Origin of the sequence: Rhodococcus sp. SG20037 (assembly GCF_031763325.1) — a bacterium.
GTDB classification, from domain to species: domain Bacteria; phylum Actinomycetota; class Actinomycetes; order Mycobacteriales; family Mycobacteriaceae; genus Rhodococcus_F; species Rhodococcus_F qingshengii.
Genome location: NZ_CP134497.1, coordinates 5,183,134 through 5,200,067 on the forward strand (window position 1 = coordinate 5,183,134; position 16,934 = coordinate 5,200,067).

Here is a 16,934-nt window from a genome sequence, read left to right on the forward strand (position 1 = left end):
TGCCGCCCGTCAGATCTCGCTCTTCACGATCCGGCCATTCGAAAATCACCGACGCGGCACCACGGTGGACAGTACGTTCGGCAACCTCGACCAGTCCGCGGTGATGTAACTTGCGTGCTGCCCGGCCAACAGGTCGAGACGCTCGCTCGCCTCGGTTTCGGTGGCATGGGTTCCGTCGATCTGCGGAGCGACCTTGTGCGCGTCGGTCATGACGAGCAGGTAGCCGCGATCGTGGTACCAACTCGGATCCACGACTCCGGCGGTGTAGTCGAGAGCGTCGCCGTCGAAAATCACGAACCACGGACGGATCCCCGGGTCGGTATAGCGGTCGAGACGTGGGTCTCCCGGTGATGCACGGTGAACAGCGGGAAAGGCGGCGCCGAGTTCGACGAGCCCGGCGGAGGACAGATCTCGCAGGTGCGTCGCATACTGCCGGTCCGTCCACTCCGTATCGAGAGGGTTTCCCTCCTCGATCGTTCCCGGTATCAGCTCGAACAGAAATTTCCCGGTCATTTCGGAATTGCTCAGCCATCCACGCTCGGTGACGGCGGCATCCGGGGTGGAGTAGGACTCCCCCATCAAATCGGCCGGCGTGAAAACCGCGTCTCCGAGTGTCCCGAGAATCAGGGCGTCGAGATCCGCGGGCCCACGTCCGTACCCGGCAGTGAACCCGTCCTTGATTTCCAACTTGATCATCACCGGCGGATGCTCGGGATTGGCCTCGTGCCACGCCCGCATATCTGCCAGGCATCCACGGAATCCCTGATCTCGTAGACCGCTTCGCAACCCGGATGCGTCCTGAGCGCCGACGCAGTTGCTCTCGCTCGCCACCGGATTCATGTGCGACACACGCCAGTCCGGACCGCCCCCGTTGGTCCACAGGTCCAGCTCGAGCAACGACGCCCCGGAATCCAAAGCGTCGGCGAAGTACGGAAACGTCGCCTTCTCGTAGGAATTGTGGACCCCGACTGACGTGGTCTCGGAAAACGAGCGCACTTGGTTCGTAGTCGTTTCGGCGCCGGCAGAGGGCGCCGAGACGACCGCCACGAACGCACTCATACCGGCTACCAGGATTGCTCGCATGTTCGACACTCTCGCAGAAATCACCCCACGGCAGGATGGAATCGTCAGAGTTAACTGGACGATCGTCCTAGATTGCACCGGAGTGGGGCATGATTTCAGGCGGTGGGTGAGGGCAATTGTCAGGCCAATAGCATCAGTGCCGGAACTGATCCGAGTCAGAGCACTCGCCGCACAGTCGCAGGAGGAATCGCATGCAGCTGACTCAATTCGTTCACCGATCCCTACGAGCGTCGCCCGAAGCGGTGATGACGATCTCCGACGGCCGAGTGCGCACGTCTCGCGAATCGGTCGACCGGATCAAGAGGCTCGCGGGCGGGCTGCAGACGTTAGGCCTGCGCACCGGTGACAGAGTCGCGATCTTGGCATCGAACTCCGACTACTACCACGAGGCGCTCCTGGCCTGCTGGTGGTTCGGAGCAGTGGCCAGTCCGGTCAATTCTCGCTGGAGCACGGCGGAAATCAGGTACGCCCTGGAAGATTCAGGGTCGACGGTATTACTCGTGGACGAGAATTTTGCTTCCGTCGGATCTACCCTTCGCGAGGCGTGTCCAGGCCTGACCACTGTCGTCTACTGCGGCAACGACCGAGTTCCGGACGGAATGCTCGACTACGAACAGGTGATCGCGGAGGCGATTCCGGTCGACGATCTGCGCGTCGGCGGCGACACGCTTGCACTACTCCTCTACACCGGCGGGACCACCGGAGTGCCGAAGGGCGTGATGATCAGCCATCAAGCGCTGATGACCTCGGCGCTGGGCACTCTCGCGGCAGGCGGCGTGGCAATCAGCAACGGAACGAACCTCGCGGTGAACCCTCTGTTTCACATTGCCGGGATCGTCGGATGGTTGGCTCAGTCGCTGATGGGTGGAACCCAGGTCTTCGTAGCGAACTTCAGCCCACGGACGTTCCTCGAGGCCGTGGACCGCTATCGCCCGACAACCGTGGGTCTGGTGCCGACAATGCTCCAGATGTTGGTCGCCCACAAAAACGAAACGGGCGAAGACGCAACCACCTACGATCTGTCCAGCGTCAGGATCCTGAGATACGGCGCCTCGCCCATATCTCCGACGCTTCTCGGGCAGGTCATGCAAATGTTCCCCAACAGTTCCTTCGCTCAGGGCTACGGGATGACTGAAACCGCGCACATCAGCATGCTGAGTCCAGCCGATCACCTCGAAGGTGGTGATCTCCTCCGCAGCGCTGGTCGCGCGCTCCCTCATTGCGAGGTGAAAATCGTCGATCCGGCCGGCTCGGAACTCCCACCCGGCAAGGTGGGCGAAATCGTCACGTTCGGCAGCCACGTCATGCTCGGATACTGGAACAAACCGAAGGAGACCGCAGAAGTGCTCCGCGACGGGTGGATGCATACCGGCGACGCCGGATACCTCGACGCCCGCGGTTACCTGTTCATCGTCGATCGCATCAAGGACATGATCGTCACCGGTGGCGAGAACGTCTACTCCACCGAGGTCGAAAACGCTCTGGCACAACACGAATCCGTCGCGGCCTGTTCCGTGATCGGTCTGCCCGATGCCCAGTGGGGCGAGCGTGTCCATGCCGTGGTCGTCCTTCGGCATGGTTTCGACGCCGACGCCGACGAACTGCGCGCTCACGTGAAAAGGCTGATAGCCGGATACAAATCTCCGCGCACCTTCCAATTCGTCGATGCATTGCCGCTGTCGGCAGCAGGCAAGGTGCTGAAGCGCGATCTTCGTTGCAACGCAACGTAATCCTTTACGACGGTCAGGATTACAGCTTCAATGTCGGTTCTGGGTCGGTGATCAAGCGGTGCAGTGACGGCGACGCCGCTACGGCCTCTCCTAGTTGCGTCGCACTCGCGATTTCGTCGCCGAACTCCGATCGCCAGGCGTGCAGTCGACGCGTCAGTTGTTGCAATCGGTATTCGCGGGTCATGCCGATTGCACCGTGTGCCTGGTGGGCGGCGCGGACGCTCACGAGCGCATTCTGCGAAACCACCAATTTGGTTGCGCTCACTTCGAAGTCGGCGTCGCGTCTGATGAGTGCATGTGCAGTGCGATCGACGGCCAGCGTGGACATCGAAGCCATCTGAGCAAGCGTCACGATATGCTGCTGGACTGCTTGAAACTGCGCGACGGGCCTACCGAATTGCACCCGGTCGGACACATAGCGCCGGGTCAACGTCGACGCCGACTCCATCGCTCCCGACATCTGCACCGAGCGCAAGAACGCGCCGAGCTTGCTGAGAATCCGGGCATCGACCGGGTTGTCGCCGTCAATGGTCCGCGCTTCGGAGAACGTCAGGCTCTCACGCGGTTGCCCCGCAAGATCCGTCCCGCCACCGATCTCGGCGTCGGAGATGTCAAGGAGTACGACGCGATCACCGAGAACTGCTGCCAGCACTGATGCGGCACTACCCCACGGCACGTCGTGAAAGGTTCCCGACAGGAAACCGTCGTCGGTCCGGCGCACATCGTCGCGCGGCGAACCCGGGGCGACCGTTGCGATTCCGGAGGGCACGGGTAACCCGCCCGCTGTTGCCAGCCTGCCCGCGAGGTACGTCTCGGCGAGCGGCAGCGGCGCAGCGTGCCTCGCCGCCGCGCGCTGGACAGTCACGGCGTCGAGGAGCGAGCCACCGGAACCACCAACCGATTCGGGAAGACCGACCAGAGGTAACCCTAGTTCGACTGCCGCGCTCCATAATCCGGCGGGCAGACCGCCGATCTCCGCCTGCGCTACCACCTCGGTGCCGGACTTCTCGGCGAAAAATTGCTCGACCATCGATTCGAGGTCGGCGTCGAATGTGTTCGCGTTGATCTGTGACCCCGAATTCATCGGTCCAACCCTTTCATGATCACGGTGCGGAGAATTTCGTTGGTACCGCCGCGAATCGACCACGACGGCGCCACCAGCACGGCCCGGGCGAGCAGCGACTCGTACGGATCGTCGGATGCAAGGTCCGGAGCCCGGCCGAGGTGCCGCGCGACGGTCGCAACACAGTCCTGTTCGAAGCGTGTTGCCATCTCCTTGATCAGCGCGGCCTCCGTGACCGGCGAGCGACCGGCGTCGACCATCCGTGCGATGGACAGCGACATCCCGCGAAAAGCCCAGCAGCGTGCGGTAATCGAGCCCAGATCGGCGAGGGCAGCTGGACCGCCTTGCGCTGCTTGGTTGGCCGCGAAGTTCTCGAGGACCGGCATCAGCGACATCCAACGGTCGACGCCACCTCGCTCGAGTGCGAGTTCACCGGTGTTTTGTCCCCAGCCCGCTCCGACGTCTCCGAGGCGACGCGAATCCGGCACGAAAACATCCTGGAACGACACCTCGCAGAAGTCCTCACTACCGTCGATGAACGGAATGGGTGAGACGGTCAGGCCCTCGCTGTCGCGATCGACGATCAGCTGAGTGAGTCCGTTGTGCTTGTCTGCCGAGGTTCGAAGCAGGGCGAGTATGTGTGTGGCGTGGAAGGCGCCGGTGGTCCAGATCTTGGTGCCGTTGACTTTCCAGCCACCATCGACACGTTCGGCGCGAGTGCGCACCGATGCCAGGTCCGAACCCGAGTCGGGCTCACTCATCCCGATCGAGAACGAGAACTCACCGCTCGCGATACAGGGAAGGAAGTACCGCTTCTGTTCTTCCGTGCCGTTGGCGGCGATGCTCGGACCCGACTGTCTGTCTCCGATCCAGTGATAGCCGACCGGCGCTCCCCGCGCGAGAAGTTCTTCGACGACGACCAATCGATCCACTGCTGACCGTCCGCCCCCGCCGTATTCCTTCGGCAGCGACATGCCGAGCCACCCACGTCGACCCAGATCTCGCGAGAACACCGGATCCACCGCCCCGGCCATCCCGAGTCCGAGCGAGTAGGTACCGGGGGTGAGTCGCTTGTCGAGGTACTCCCGCACTTCAGCCTGAAGAGCAAGCTCCTCGATCGTCAGTTCTGTTGCGTCGAAACGCATGACGTCTCCGATCAGTTTCGTGAGTCGATCCGCCGCCCGTGGCGCTTACCCGAATTTTTCATGCGCCCAGCAGCAGGGCGCAGCCGATCTCGAAGAGTCTGTCCGACAGGTCGTCGCGACGGCGAAGCCGGCCGATTCGGACGGCGTTCTCCACAACTGTCAAAGTGGCATTGACGGTGATCCTGGCGGTGGCGGACTCGAGGCCCGGACGGACTTCTTCGAGCATCTTGACCCATAGCGCGACGTACTCACGTTGATTCTGTTCACACGTGCGGCGGAACTTGTCCGGTAATTGGTCGAGTTCGCTGATCAACAACCCGATCAAATGACGCTCGTTGATCGCGAAATCGATATGTGCGGCGAGCAATCCGGATAGCGCGTCCTCCGGGCCGGTTGCGGTGCCGAGAGCCTGCGCAACGCCGAGCCGGCGACGCTCGCCGCCCCTCGAGACCGCGGAGATCAGCAGGTCGATCTTGGCATCGAAGTGGTTGTACACATTCGGGCCTGTCGTTCCTGCAGCCTCACCGATGTCCTCGGTATTGACTGCTTGATATCCACGCTCGTCGAACAGCCGAATTGCTTCGGTCAACAAGAGTTCACGTCTGGGTATCACAACGGGCAGGTGACCCGTTGCCGCCACGACTTTCACTTCTGAGCGACCCAGTTCCGCGTATGCAGCGCGGTCTGCCAACTCGACAAGCAGCAGTTCCATCTGACGCCTCGGCAAGGACACTCGATGCGAAGACACACTGTTGAAGACTGCGATGACAGCCCAGGCGAGCAGATAGCTGTCTTCTTCGTCGAGGTCGGGACGCTCAATTCGGATCAGCGCTGCATCGCGCGAAGCTGCACTCTTGAGGGTCGAACGCATTTCCTCACGTTGCTCGTCAGGCAGATAGCGTGCCTCTCGCTGCCACAGGAGCGACAGACCCCGACGTTTGGACACCGATGCCGCAAGTTCGGTGATCAGTGTTTTCAGATCCTCGGCACCTGCGACCCGATCGTAGAGCGATTCGATGCCTGCGTTGACCGCGGCGTAGAGGAGATCCGGCTTGTTCTTGAAGTGCCGATAGAGCGCAGGTGCCGTGATTCCAACTGCAGCAGCCACCTGAGCGACAGACACGTTGTGATAACCGTGCTCACGGAAAAGCTCACCTGCAGCCGCAAGAATCTGCTGCTTACGGTCGCGGGGCCTGCGTACGACCATCGTGACTCTCTCCTTCGCGGCAGCGGACAAGCTCAGAGTACCGAGCCGAGGAATGAAGCAATGAACCGAACCGTCTACAGCAGCGACGATCCGATGCACCGTTCACGAACACGGAATCCCGCTCAGGAGTAGATGAACGACTCGACCATCCCTCGTTCGGCGGCTCTGTCTGCAAGCGGCCACGCCAACAGCATCAACACGATCCGAACCACCCACTGCGACTCTTGACCTTCAGGATCCAATCCTGCAAGTTCCAGTGCAGTACGCGGGAGCAACGGCGAGGACACGAGATACTCGTCGATTCCGTTGGCCCGCGCTGCCGCAAGGCCGTGGCTCATGGCAGCGTCGGATCTGATCGCGTCGACGGCGACGAGGATCGACTCCACGATGCGCTCGTCGCCGTGCAGTGATTCGACGGCGGTTGCGACCTGGCTCGCCACGGATGCCGCGCCTCGTGACAACAACCCCTCGCGGATCGCGGACTTGCCACCTACGTAGCGGTAGAGCGTTGCCCTCGAACAGCCTGCGCGGGCAGCGACGTCGTCGGCGTTGAACCGATCGAATCCCTGTTCTCGAATCAGCTCTGCCGCAGCCGCGAAGATGCGCTCGGTTGCGAGTTCACGGCGGTTACCGCCGGCCAACCAGTCGGCGGCGCGGCGCTCGTTTGCACCGGTCACTCTCCGTCACCTCGTCTCACTCTGAGACAGATTCAATCAGAAATCTCAAGGCTACGGAAGGCCGCGAGCCTCTGACCTGGAAGAAGTACGAGGGGGTTGAAGTGCGTGAGATTTTCTCAAAATGCCAGTTCAGAGGCATTTTCCACCTGTTGACTTCTCCTCGACGGCCGTGAAATCTTCCCTTCGTGACACCATCGACGCTCGACATCAACCCTTTCCTGCCGTCGAACATCGACGACCCGTACCCGCTATACGACGTACTCCGGCGCGAGCACCCCGTGTACCGCATTCCTGATACCGACTTCTATCTGGTGTCCACGTGGGAATTGGTCACCGAAGCCGTTTCCCGTACCGACGACTTCTCCAACAACCTCACCGGCGTGCTGGTTCGTACACCGGACGGTTCGGCCGTGACCTTCGACATGAACGGCGGCGGCCAAGCTGTTCACGTTCTCGCGACTGCCGACGAGCCCGACCATCAACACCAGCGCAAACTTGTCTTGCCGACACTGGTCGCCAAACGTATACGAGCACTTGAGCCGGCGATGACCGAGTACACGCAGCAGTTGTGGGACAACGGCTTCGACGGTCGACGGATCGAATGGGTCACGTCGGTAGCGGACACGCTGCCGCTGCAGATGGTTGCCACGCTGATCGGCTTGCCGGCACACGACGTCCCCCAATTGCTGGCGTGGTCGTACGACAGCACCGAACTTCTCAGCGGCATCGTGACCGCACAACGGTTGACAGGCGTCGTCACCTCGGCGGCCGAACTCACCGGGTACCTCTACAGCAAATTTCGTGAGGCACGGGCTCACCCGGTGGATGATCTACTCGGAGATCTCGTCCGTTGCTGTGACACTGGCGAACTCAGCGAAGACGTGGCCGTGCTCATGTTGGTGCAACTCGTCGGTGCGGGTGGCGAATCGACCGCCGGACTGATCGCCAACTCTGCACGGTTGCTCGCCGAGCGCCCTGAGATGCAGACGCAGCTGCGCGAGGACCCTCTACTCGTGGGTGCGTTCCTGGAAGAAACGCTCAGGCTCGAGTCACCCTTTCGCGGACATCACCGACATGTCAACGCGGACACGACACTCGGTGGCATGACACTGCCCGCCGGCAGTCATCTCATACTGCTGTGGGGTTCGGCGAACCGCGACCCCGAGTCGTTCGTCGAACCACAGGTGATGAACCTCGACAGAGTCAATCCCCGAGCACATTTCGCCTTCGGCAAAGGAGCACATTTCTGTGTCGGGGCCGCGCTGGCTCGTCTGGAAGCAAAGACCGCGATCGCAGTCCTTCTCGAAAACAGTTCACACTTCACAATCGATTCCGAATCCCCACCCCGTTGGGTCCCCAGCATGTTCGTGCGCCGCCATCAGAGTTTGTGTCTCGCTGTCACCGGATAGTTTCACTCAGTTGTCGAAATTGTGGGCTATCCAGTCGATCGTCTGCATTCCGAACAGATCAGTTCCCCAACCGTATGGATCCGTGAATGCGCGGTCCATACTGCAGTCGGTGGGCTGGTAGCTCACGTCCGTCCCTCGACTCCTGTACGTGTCCGCCAGTTCTCGCGCATCAGCTGCCGGTACAAGTGACATCGGGGAGTCGTCCTTTGCGCACGAAGTTATCAATACCTTCGACGCCGGAGCACCGTGGCCCAGTACGTTGTCGTCGTACGCGCGCTGGAAACTGGGTTCTGTGATCGGATCGATCCCCGGCTCGAAAAGGCTCGCCAGCGGTACGAACGGAAGCGTGAAGTACGCCGGCATCTGGCACTCATCCCGGTACACGTCGGCAATCGCTCGGCCCACGGGATTGAGCTTGTCGTTCAACTTCATCTCGGGGTACCAGGGTTCGAGGCCAAGGAGCGTCGCAAATCCGAAGCCTGCGCCGACCGAGGAATCTGTTGTCTCCATGAATGTTCGGGGCTTGATCACCATGCCCTCGAGGACTGTCGAGACGATATCGAGTTCCGGCGCGTAGGACTGCGCAGATTCTGCGGCGAATGCCGAACCAACTCCACCACCAGCGATTCCGAACAACGCAATCTCCGCATCCGGATTCAGCTCGGAATCCTGCAGCTGAAATGCTGCGCGCACAGCATCCAACTGCGCGTGCCCCGCGAACTTGCCCGCGAAGACGCCGTGAGGATCACGGTCTCCGTTGTTCCCGACGTCGGATATCACTACGGCATAGCCTTTTCCGAACATCAGTGCCAGCGGACCCAACGCCGACCAGGAGGCGCCGTCCAGCGGATCGCCGCCCGTCCAGTGCGAACTCGGATGACAGTAGCCGCCGACGCTGTCGTTGGCCTCCTGGTAGCTGATGACTTTCTTCTCCGATGCCGGTATTCCGTCGATCGGAATCATCATGATCCCGGTGCTCACCACCGGCGTCGAACCGTCGATTCCGGTTGTGACGTACATGATCTTGTAGGCGTCGAGCTGTCCCGGTTTGTATCCGGTGAACAGTACATCCACCTTCTTCGACTTCAGGAGATCACCGGGACGCTCGGCGCCGGTCAACACCGGCTCGTCGTAAAACGGATCATCGGGCGTGAGTGCAGTGAAGATCTCCTCTTCGGATGCGAACTCCCCCGAACTGAGAGCACCGACGGTGAACCCGTTGAACACCTCTCCCAGAGTTGGGGTGTCGGTTCGAAACTCCTCGGATACAGGAGTTTGCACGTCTTTCGGGGCATCACTGTCCGGCACCTCAGCTCCAGCCGTTGCTGGCAGGACCAGCGCAACGGTCAGCGCTACCAGCGGCGCCAACCTTCGGAATGTCGCCGACGACATCACTGAACCGTCACTTTCAAACTGGAGAGGGCCGATTCGAGAGTTTGTGGGAGGGTCACCATCGGGCGGTGACTCTCCAATTGAATTTCGTAGGGAACACTCAATGTGGCTACGAGCCGCGGCCAATCTTCTTCGACCATCGCTCGGTACTTCGGCAAGAGCTGCGAGGTGATGTAGTCCCACCGGTCCTCGTACACCGACCAGTTCCAATCCGGGAGGGGCAGCGTCACTGTCGCGGTGCGTCCGTCCGCCAGTGTTGTCGCGAACTCGAGAGACCGAAACGAGCGAGGCGGTACGACGCCGGCGACCGAAGGTGAACCGGCGACAGTCGATGCGTAAGTGATCGCCTCTCCCACATCACCTTTGTAGGCGCGCACGGTATCCCACTGGTCACGGATGATCATCCCTTGCTCACGTTGGAGCAGTGCTACGTTCCCACGTGCAATCCGATTCGAATCGCCGGAAGCTAGATCACGCCAGGCGTCCATGACATCCTGACCGAACAATCCGGCACTCTGCATTTCCTCCAGCGCGGGAAGTCCTTCATCCACGTATGCCTGATGCATCGGCATCAGATCCGAGAAGATGTTCTTCTGCATCACCAGGATCATCCCCAGCACATAATCCAAGTCGTCCGCTGTGACGTTCCTGCCCACCGCGGCGAGCGCGCGCAGCCCTGCCGGCAATTGGTTCAGCGCTTGCACGCCAACCTGATCCGTGACCTGAGAAACTATCGAATTGGCAACATATTGCAGATTCGGAAACGAGTACACGTCCGCCATCAGTTCGAAGTCGATCAGTCCTCCGCCGAAGTCCGCACCAACCTGTCCGCCCATGCCCGCCCACTGCAATTCCGGGTGACCGAGTTGCAGATCCTCGTAGAAGCGGTACGACTTCACCAGGTTCGTGCGATTGGCCGACACTCCGGCGCGCGGATTCCACGATGACAGATCGATTCCGGCGGCTTCCGTGGCAGCGACCAATCGATACTGAAACAGCAAGGCCGCATAGGATTCCGGACTGCGACCACTGGCGCTGGCTTCTTCCACAAGGGCTTGCAAGGTGCCGAGATCAGTCGGCAACGCGGGATGGACACCGCCCGGACTGTGTTCGGCATTCCGATTCACCAAAGGCAAATTTACGTACTCGTCCAACTCGGACGCCGACGCTGAAATCTGTACCGAGAGCAACGCGGACATCGCCAGCGCACATGCCGTCGCGGCTGCCAATACGTCGCGCGCCCAACGACGTCGCCGAACACCTGCCCCCAGGTTCATCCGCATATCGATCCCTGCACTCAGGTCGGCATAGCCCCGATCGACGCCGACACCAAACACTTACTTTGCAGTAAGATAGCTGAATCTGTAAGAAATACCAAATGCCGAATCAACATCTCCGCAGCGACTGAAGCCATTGCAGATGAGAAGCCTTTACCCCGCATGGCCGGCATCGAAACTCACTCGTCAAGCGATCGACCAGCTATCCGCGCTCCCAATCTGCGGCTCACATCCGCTCCGATCACAGTTCATTTTCAGCTCCCTCCCACTAGATTCGTCAAATTTGCGAAAATTGTTGCACAACAAACAGTTAGCTCTCACAACTCGTCACGCCCGGACGTTTGTCCGACTAGAATTCGGAGTTATGAAAACAATCAGTTACTCATCTCGAAAGCCTGGTGCGCTATGGAGCACAGTCATTGGGATACTCACGGCCCTCGTACTTGCACTGGTGGGCGGAGCGCTGATGCCGTCGCTCGCTCACGCAGCGGACGGTGAGAGTGGAATCATCGAGTACTCCGCAGACCACTCGACCTGGGGAGATACTTCCAAAATCGTCTGGAGCACAGACATACTCATCCCGGGTGGGAAGAACACAACCACATTTTACGTCCGAAACGCATCGGACCGCGCAGGTGAGGCACACTTCTACGTCGGAGACTACGAAATCAGCGACGGCATGGAAGCCTTCCTTCGTGTCGACGTAAACGGCGTCACCGGCAATCCGCTCACCGTCACCGGCAATGCCGCCACACCAGGGACCCAGTTGAACTCGGTCCGCCTCGCACCGGGCCAAAGTGCCAAGGTTGCCTTCGTGATCGGAATGCCCGTCGAGGCAGGGAATTCTTCGCAGAACGGCAGTATTACGCCGAACTGGAGTGTGGACCTCACACTCGATTCCACCGATACACCCGTCACGCCCGGCGGAACCGGATCACTCGATTTCGGTTCCCTGAATTTGGGGTCGGCGAGCTTCGGTTCACTCGACACCGGATCAGTTAAGACCGGATCTAACAGCTCCGGATCGCTTGATGTCGGATCGCTCGGCAAGCCGGTCACATTCATCGGATAACCTCCCCTACAACAATTCACAAAGTGAGGCCGGATAGCAGATTTGCTACCCGGCCTCACTTCTGAACAGCTACAGCGCTCGTGTTGTCCGCACCGACATCATGCGGGAATCTGCACCAGATTCACGTCGAATCGCGCCAAGTTCAACGACTGATCCATCGACAACGCTGTCGCGGAATCCTTGTCGAAGGTGAAACGTATTGCCACGTCGACTATCTTGCCGTCCTTCGCCGTACTGACCACAGTTCCGTCGGCACCGACAGGCACTGGCACCCCGTCGAGCTTGACTTCGGTGACCGGCTTCAGCTGGGCAACCAGCGCAGCTCCGCCGGAGACACCCAGATCACTGGTCGACAGCTTTGCCTTCATTCCAGTTCCCTTGATCTCCAACGCGAAACTGGCGTGGTAGGTCAGAACGTCGCCCGGCACGACAACCATCGTCGACAGATCGATCGGACCGTTCTGATCCGTCCAGGTAGGTGCGGTGACGGTTTTCAGCGCCAACGAACCGGATTCGACCGGAGTAGTCACCACAGGCGTAGTTGTGGCCGGAACGGACGTGGTCGTGGTGGGCTTACCGCCGCCGGACGAACCCAACGAGCCGGTATCAGCACAGCCAGTCAGGAATGCCGCCCCTCCGAGCATGACCAGCGATGTGCCGATCATTTTGGTACGTCGCGTATTCCATCGACTTGCAGGAACGATGCGATTATTCATTCGAACTCTCCCGTTCCCGAATTCCGTCTCTTCTATATTCATCACTTCTGCCCGTCGATCCAGGCAGCGATCTCTGCGGGAGCTTCGCCGGAGGGGTTCTTTTCCGAGACCCCTGTTTCGGCGTTGACGCGATAGACGTTGGCGCCGTCCATGATCCACAGCTCGTCTGCATCGGACTGCCACATCACGGTTGCAGTGGCGCTCACCGGTGTGCTCGACACTTCTGCACCCGAACTGTCGGTGACCACCACCGCGACGCTGGCACCGTCCTGCATCAACGTTGCGTCGTAGCCAGTCAGCGACGTCTCGGCCGCACCCAAAGCCACCGGCGGTTGCTTCGTGGTTGTGGTTGTCGTGGTGGTCGCATCAGTTGTTGTTGTCGGAGTTGTCGACTGAGTCGTAGTGCTGGTCGAGGACTCCGTTGTCAGTGGGGCGCCGGTCGTGGTTGTCACGTCAGTCGTAGTGGGAGCCGTCGTCGACGTTCCTGTCGGTGCACTTGTCGTGGTGGTCTCGGCAGCCGTCGTGGTTGTCGGTGCTACTCCGCGAGCAAGCGGTTCCGTTTCGACGAAAGCCGCTGCCGTATTCCCTGAGTTCCCGCTGCCGCAGACGACGTCATTCGTTGTGGCCTGCCTCAAATTATAGCCACCCCACTCAGTGCCGATTTCGCCGGTGACGCGGTTTACGCTGTAGATTCTCGCCGTGTAATTCCAGTTCGTGTGAATGCCGAGTTCGCCAGCACCTAATTCCACCAGCTGTGATGCACCGATCGCAGCATTGACTCCCGGATCGACGTTCTTTGTATACCGAAGCTCGCTGTTGTCCCTGTAGACCAGCACCCTGTATGTGAATGGAGAGCCCATATGCGGCCAAGTTATCTTGGTCCACCGGAATCCTGCCGATCCGCTGTTGCCGCAACTGATCGACCCAGGCTTGGGGAGGACATTTGAGCTGACCTGCAAAGCACCACTGGTTGCAGTTGAGTTATCCGTGAAAGCCGCTGCGGTGCCACCCACCTGCGTAACACCGATCAGTGCAAATGCTGAAACACCGAGAACCGTAAGCTTTCGGAGCGAGAACGCCGAGCTGTGCCCGCCTGTCCCGCTGCTCGAAGAAACCATCGGAAACTCCATTGTTGCAGCGGCTTCCGTGTCTACGCTGCCGATTCCTCCGCTCGGACCGTCATCCGAATCCTTACGGCGAGAGTTCGGCCGGAACGCAATGATCACCAGTCCGCCGACCAGTGCCCCACCGAGGAAGATCGCTAGTGGGCTGGAAAGCCAGGCAATCGCATAGCCCAAACCGCTTACGCTGAAGAAGATCCGGTCGGCCTCTGTGATGAAGTAGGGCTCCGCGTCAGGCTTGGCGTTTGCGTCGCCTTTGAGAGTCACCGTGACAGAGTTGCCGGCCTGCTGGTCAAGTTCGTACACGCGGTGTGTGATCCGCGTACCCTGGCCGTTAACGACGCTTACGACGTCGCCCACTGCGAGATCAGTGGCGGGCACGGTGTGGGCCAATGCCATTGAGCCAGTGGCGATTTCGGGAGACATCGAACCCGAACGGAAGACGAGCGGCTTGATGCCGAACAGCATCGAGGCCGCGGCGGCGAGAACGCAGATGAGTCCAGCCACCGCCCCTACTGTCAGCGCGAGTTCGCGACCGGCACGTGCCGATCTCGAACTGCCGGGAGTTGTGTGATCAGACATGGTCACCTCAGGCCGTCGTCGCCGCGAACTGGAACGAAACATTCATCGACTTGTTCTGTTGTGCCGAAAGCACTCCCGTATCGAGCGCAACCTTGAAGCACAGAGTCTCAGAACCTGAATTCGCAGCCAACTGGCGTCCCGTGGTGATGATCGGAGTCGCGGCAGTCGTCGACAAGCCGACCGGACCGGCGATAACGGTGGTGCAACTCTGATCGAGAACAGTCACCTTCATGAAGGGGGCGAGCGCGGCCTCGCCTGTTGCGGTTGCTGCCATGGTGTATTTGAACTGTGCCGCGCCAGTGTTCTGCACTGGAAGAGTTGCCGTGACACTGTCGCCGGGCATCATGCCCGTCTTGGTCAACGCGGTGAAGCCGTAAGCAGTCGGATCTCCCGGGTCACCGTTGAGCTTCATCTCGATCGAACCGGTGCTGAATACGCCGGAAGTCGCTGTAGCGTTGTCAGTCCACGCAGCAAGAGTGCCAACGGCACCGAGGCCCAGAACAATTCCCACCGACATGATCGCGCGTGCGCGGCCGCTGGTTGCGCCCCCGACCAGACGTGTACCGAGCGAGGCGGGCGCCTGCTGCTCCTCGTGCTTAGACATGGCTGTGCCTTTCTTGCTGCTCAACTCGAGGCGCCGACGCACTCGGTTCGGAAGGTTGGGAGTCTGCAGACGCAGAACGTCGCCGGGTACGGTCACGGACCGATCCGACGAACATGAACACGGCATAGATCGACAATGCGCCGACGACAACCGTCAGCATCACCGAGCGCATCTGTCCCGTGATGGCGTTGTACACGTATCCGATATACGGCACGCTGTACCACACCTTGCCGCGAATCTGCTCCGGTACAACGGGATTCTGATCTGCTATCGGATTTGCATCGCCTTGCGTGACGAAGGTGAGATCACCGGCGGAGTTGAGTCGCACCATGATGATGCGGTGCGTAACCACGTCGGGCTTCCCGGACTCGATCTGATAGGTGATCGCATCGCCTGCCTGCAATCGGTCAGCGTCCTGCGGTTTCACCACGATGAGGGTGCCGGGTGGATAGGTGGGTTGCATCGAACCGGTCAACACAGTGAAGGGCGTCGACCCCGTCAAACGTGGAACAACGACCGTCGACAACAGAATCGCCAGAACACCCAGCAGCAGAGCCCACGAGACAATATTGCGGATCCACCACCAGGCGCCGGTTCTCTGATCAGAACCCTTCACTGTGTGCGTCATACCGACTCCGCTTCGAACGAGAAATGCACGCTCGTGGAAACACCCGATGCGACGTCAGGACCGACAGTGCCACGCAGGCACAAGATTTCGGTACTGCCAGCAGCAACCGTGCGCCATCCCGAAGCTGTCGGTACCTGAGCGCCGACCATGGGACCGTCGTAGATCGCGGTGCCGGCAGCTGCGCCCTGGGCAGGGCAACCGGCTTCGGTAGTCACTGGCGTTACTACCAACGCGAGCGGAACATCAGCGGAAGACTGCGTGACGTTCTGGATCCGGTAATTGAGTGGAACGCTACCGGAGTTGTGAACTGTCAACGGAGCCTGTGCATATGCGTTGGGGAACATACCGGTGGCGCCCAGAGCAGTGAAGTCGTAACTGCTCTGGCCGCTCCCGGCACTGCCCACCGTTAGGTCGAGGATCCCGGACTGGATCGTGCCACCGGACAGTGTTTCAGCGGCCGTCCACCGCGCGCTGGTCTGTTGCACCGATACGAAGATCAGTCCGATGACCAGCGCGGCGGCAGTTGCCCACCAACGGTAGTGCTTACGCAAGCCTTAGACCTGTTCAAGCTTGACGTTGAAGTTCGCCAAGCTTGCCGTCTGGTCCTGGCTGGCGTTGTTGGCTGTGTTGTCAGGCAACACTGTGCCCTTAGGGAAGTCGAAGGTCACCACAACGTCAACTGTCGTGCCGTCGTTGGCTTCAGTCAGCTGAGTGAGCGGCTGCCCCGCGAGGGTGGTTGAGGTCGTGGTTGTCAGGGCAGTAGCCAACGAGCCGGTAATCGTGGTCGTGTCGGCAATCACTTGAGCCTTGAGATTCTTACCGTCGATACCGACCTTTACCTTGCCTGTGTAGGTGATCTTGTCACCGGGAGAAACGCGATAGCTCGCGATGTCGACATTGGTTTCCGTTGTTGCCCCATTGGTGACGGTCCAACTCGGCAGAGCAGAGGGATCGGCGCTGAGAGTCAGATGACCTGCGGTGATCGTTCCGCCGGTCATCGGTGCGTTTGCGTTCCACGCCGCCATGGTTCCCGCGCCACCGGCGAGGAGAAGTGCTGCTGCACCGGCCGCGACTGCGCCCTTGGTTGCCTTGTTCATGGAGAACACTCTTTTCGTCTGGTCCCCGTGGCGGGGAGCTTGCAGGGTGAGAAAGCTGGTCGGATCCAGTCATGTGCGCCCTGGTACGGGCAGAGGGTTTCGTTCATCCGTGGTCAGTGAGGGGTCGTAGC

The 16,934-nt window shown here is 60.4% G+C and carries 16 protein-coding genes; 3 read left to right on the forward strand and 13 right to left on the reverse strand.

The annotated features are described in order from the left end of the window. Positions 1 to 45 precede the first annotated feature (45 nt). Positions 46 to 1,083 carry a phosphatidylinositol-specific phospholipase C domain-containing protein gene (locus RHP72_RS23790; RefSeq protein WP_064687676.1) on the reverse strand — a complete coding sequence of 346 codons (1,038 nt, stop codon included), beginning with the start codon at positions 1,081 to 1,083 and terminating at the stop codon, positions 46 to 48. Positions 1,084 to 1,274: 191 nt separating this feature from the next. On the opposite strand from RHP72_RS23790, the gene RHP72_RS23795 reads away from it, so the two are divergent. After that, positions 1,275 to 2,813 carry a long-chain fatty acid--CoA ligase gene (locus RHP72_RS23795; RefSeq protein WP_311093901.1) on the forward strand — a complete coding sequence of 513 codons (1,539 nt, stop codon included), beginning with the start codon at positions 1,275 to 1,277 and terminating at the stop codon, positions 2,811 to 2,813. Positions 2,814 to 2,832: 19 nt separating this feature from the next. Here the strand turns inward: RHP72_RS23795 and RHP72_RS23800 are convergent, their stop codons facing one another. From RHP72_RS23800 to RHP72_RS23815, 4 genes are all read right to left on the reverse strand, one after another. After that, entirely contained in the window at positions 2,833 to 3,897 is a 1,065-nt protein-coding gene (locus RHP72_RS23800) for an acyl-CoA dehydrogenase family protein (RefSeq protein ID WP_311093902.1), read from the reverse strand. Beyond that, complete coding sequence (locus RHP72_RS23805) at positions 3,894 to 5,021, reverse strand: acyl-CoA dehydrogenase family protein (protein WP_311093903.1); 1,128 nt, start codon at positions 5,019 to 5,021, stop codon at positions 3,894 to 3,896. The genes RHP72_RS23800 and RHP72_RS23805 overlap by 4 nt, the downstream gene beginning before the upstream one ends. A 58-nt stretch (positions 5,022 to 5,079) precedes the next feature. Continuing rightward, positions 5,080 to 6,228 carry a TetR/AcrR family transcriptional regulator gene (locus RHP72_RS23810; RefSeq protein ID WP_311093904.1) on the reverse strand — a complete coding sequence of 383 codons (1,149 nt, stop codon included), beginning with the start codon at positions 6,226 to 6,228 and terminating at the stop codon, positions 5,080 to 5,082. Positions 6,229 to 6,350: 122 nt separating this feature from the next. After that, positions 6,351 to 6,905: a TetR/AcrR family transcriptional regulator gene (locus RHP72_RS23815; RefSeq protein ID WP_007731448.1), complete on the reverse strand. Its 555-nt coding sequence runs from the start codon at positions 6,903 to 6,905 to the stop codon at positions 6,351 to 6,353. Between the two features lie 185 nt (positions 6,906 to 7,090). On the opposite strand from RHP72_RS23815, the gene RHP72_RS23820 reads away from it, so the two are divergent. Beyond that, entirely contained in the window at positions 7,091 to 8,314 is a 1,224-nt protein-coding gene (locus RHP72_RS23820; protein ID WP_311093905.1) for a cytochrome P450, read from the forward strand. 6 nt (positions 8,315 to 8,320) lie between these two features. On the opposite strand, the gene RHP72_RS23825 is transcribed toward RHP72_RS23820, so the two are convergent. Together RHP72_RS23825 and RHP72_RS23830 are read right to left on the reverse strand one after the other, a co-directional pair. Further along, complete coding sequence (locus RHP72_RS23825) at positions 8,321 to 9,706, reverse strand: lipase family protein (protein WP_397517596.1); 1,386 nt, start codon at positions 9,704 to 9,706, stop codon at positions 8,321 to 8,323. Then, the gene (locus tag RHP72_RS23830; RefSeq protein ID WP_311093907.1) at positions 9,706 to 10,989 is read right to left on the reverse strand and encodes a hypothetical protein; all 1,284 of its coding nucleotides are present in this window, start codon (positions 10,987 to 10,989) and stop codon (positions 9,706 to 9,708) included. Before RHP72_RS23830 ends, RHP72_RS23825 begins: the two co-directional genes overlap by 1 nt. Before the next feature lie 460 nt (positions 10,990 to 11,449). On the opposite strand from RHP72_RS23830, the gene RHP72_RS23835 reads away from it, so the two are divergent. After that, positions 11,450 to 12,055 carry a hypothetical protein gene (locus RHP72_RS23835; RefSeq protein WP_311093908.1) on the forward strand — a complete coding sequence of 202 codons (606 nt, stop codon included), beginning with the start codon at positions 11,450 to 11,452 and terminating at the stop codon, positions 12,053 to 12,055. A 98-nt stretch (positions 12,056 to 12,153) separates the two neighbouring features. Here RHP72_RS23835 and RHP72_RS23840 read toward each other — a convergent pair whose 3' ends face one another. From RHP72_RS23840 to RHP72_RS23865, 6 genes are all read right to left on the reverse strand, one after another. Further along, positions 12,154 to 12,720, reverse strand: a complete 567-nt coding sequence (locus tag RHP72_RS23840) for an alternate-type signal peptide domain-containing protein (RefSeq protein ID WP_050654813.1) — start codon at positions 12,718 to 12,720, stop codon at positions 12,154 to 12,156. 92 nt (positions 12,721 to 12,812) lie between these two features. Then, complete coding sequence (locus RHP72_RS23845; RefSeq protein WP_285182062.1) at positions 12,813 to 14,474, reverse strand: signal peptidase I; 1,662 nt, start codon at positions 14,472 to 14,474, stop codon at positions 12,813 to 12,815. Positions 14,475 to 14,481: 7 nt separating this feature from the next. Then, positions 14,482 to 15,078, reverse strand: a complete 597-nt coding sequence (locus RHP72_RS23850; protein WP_285182063.1) for a SipW-dependent-type signal peptide-containing protein — start codon at positions 15,076 to 15,078, stop codon at positions 14,482 to 14,484. After that, the gene (locus RHP72_RS23855) at positions 15,071 to 15,706 is read right to left on the reverse strand and encodes a signal peptidase I (protein WP_285182064.1); all 636 of its coding nucleotides are present in this window, start codon (positions 15,704 to 15,706) and stop codon (positions 15,071 to 15,073) included. The genes RHP72_RS23850 and RHP72_RS23855 overlap by 8 nt, the downstream gene beginning before the upstream one ends. Next, the gene (locus RHP72_RS23860; RefSeq protein WP_007731434.1) at positions 15,703 to 16,257 is read right to left on the reverse strand and encodes a hypothetical protein; all 555 of its coding nucleotides are present in this window, start codon (positions 16,255 to 16,257) and stop codon (positions 15,703 to 15,705) included. Before RHP72_RS23860 ends, RHP72_RS23855 begins: the two co-directional genes overlap by 4 nt. 3 nt (positions 16,258 to 16,260) lie before the next feature. Next, positions 16,261 to 16,803, reverse strand: a complete 543-nt coding sequence (locus RHP72_RS23865) for an alternate-type signal peptide domain-containing protein (protein ID WP_311093909.1) — start codon at positions 16,801 to 16,803, stop codon at positions 16,261 to 16,263. Positions 16,804 to 16,934: the final 131 nt, after the last annotated feature.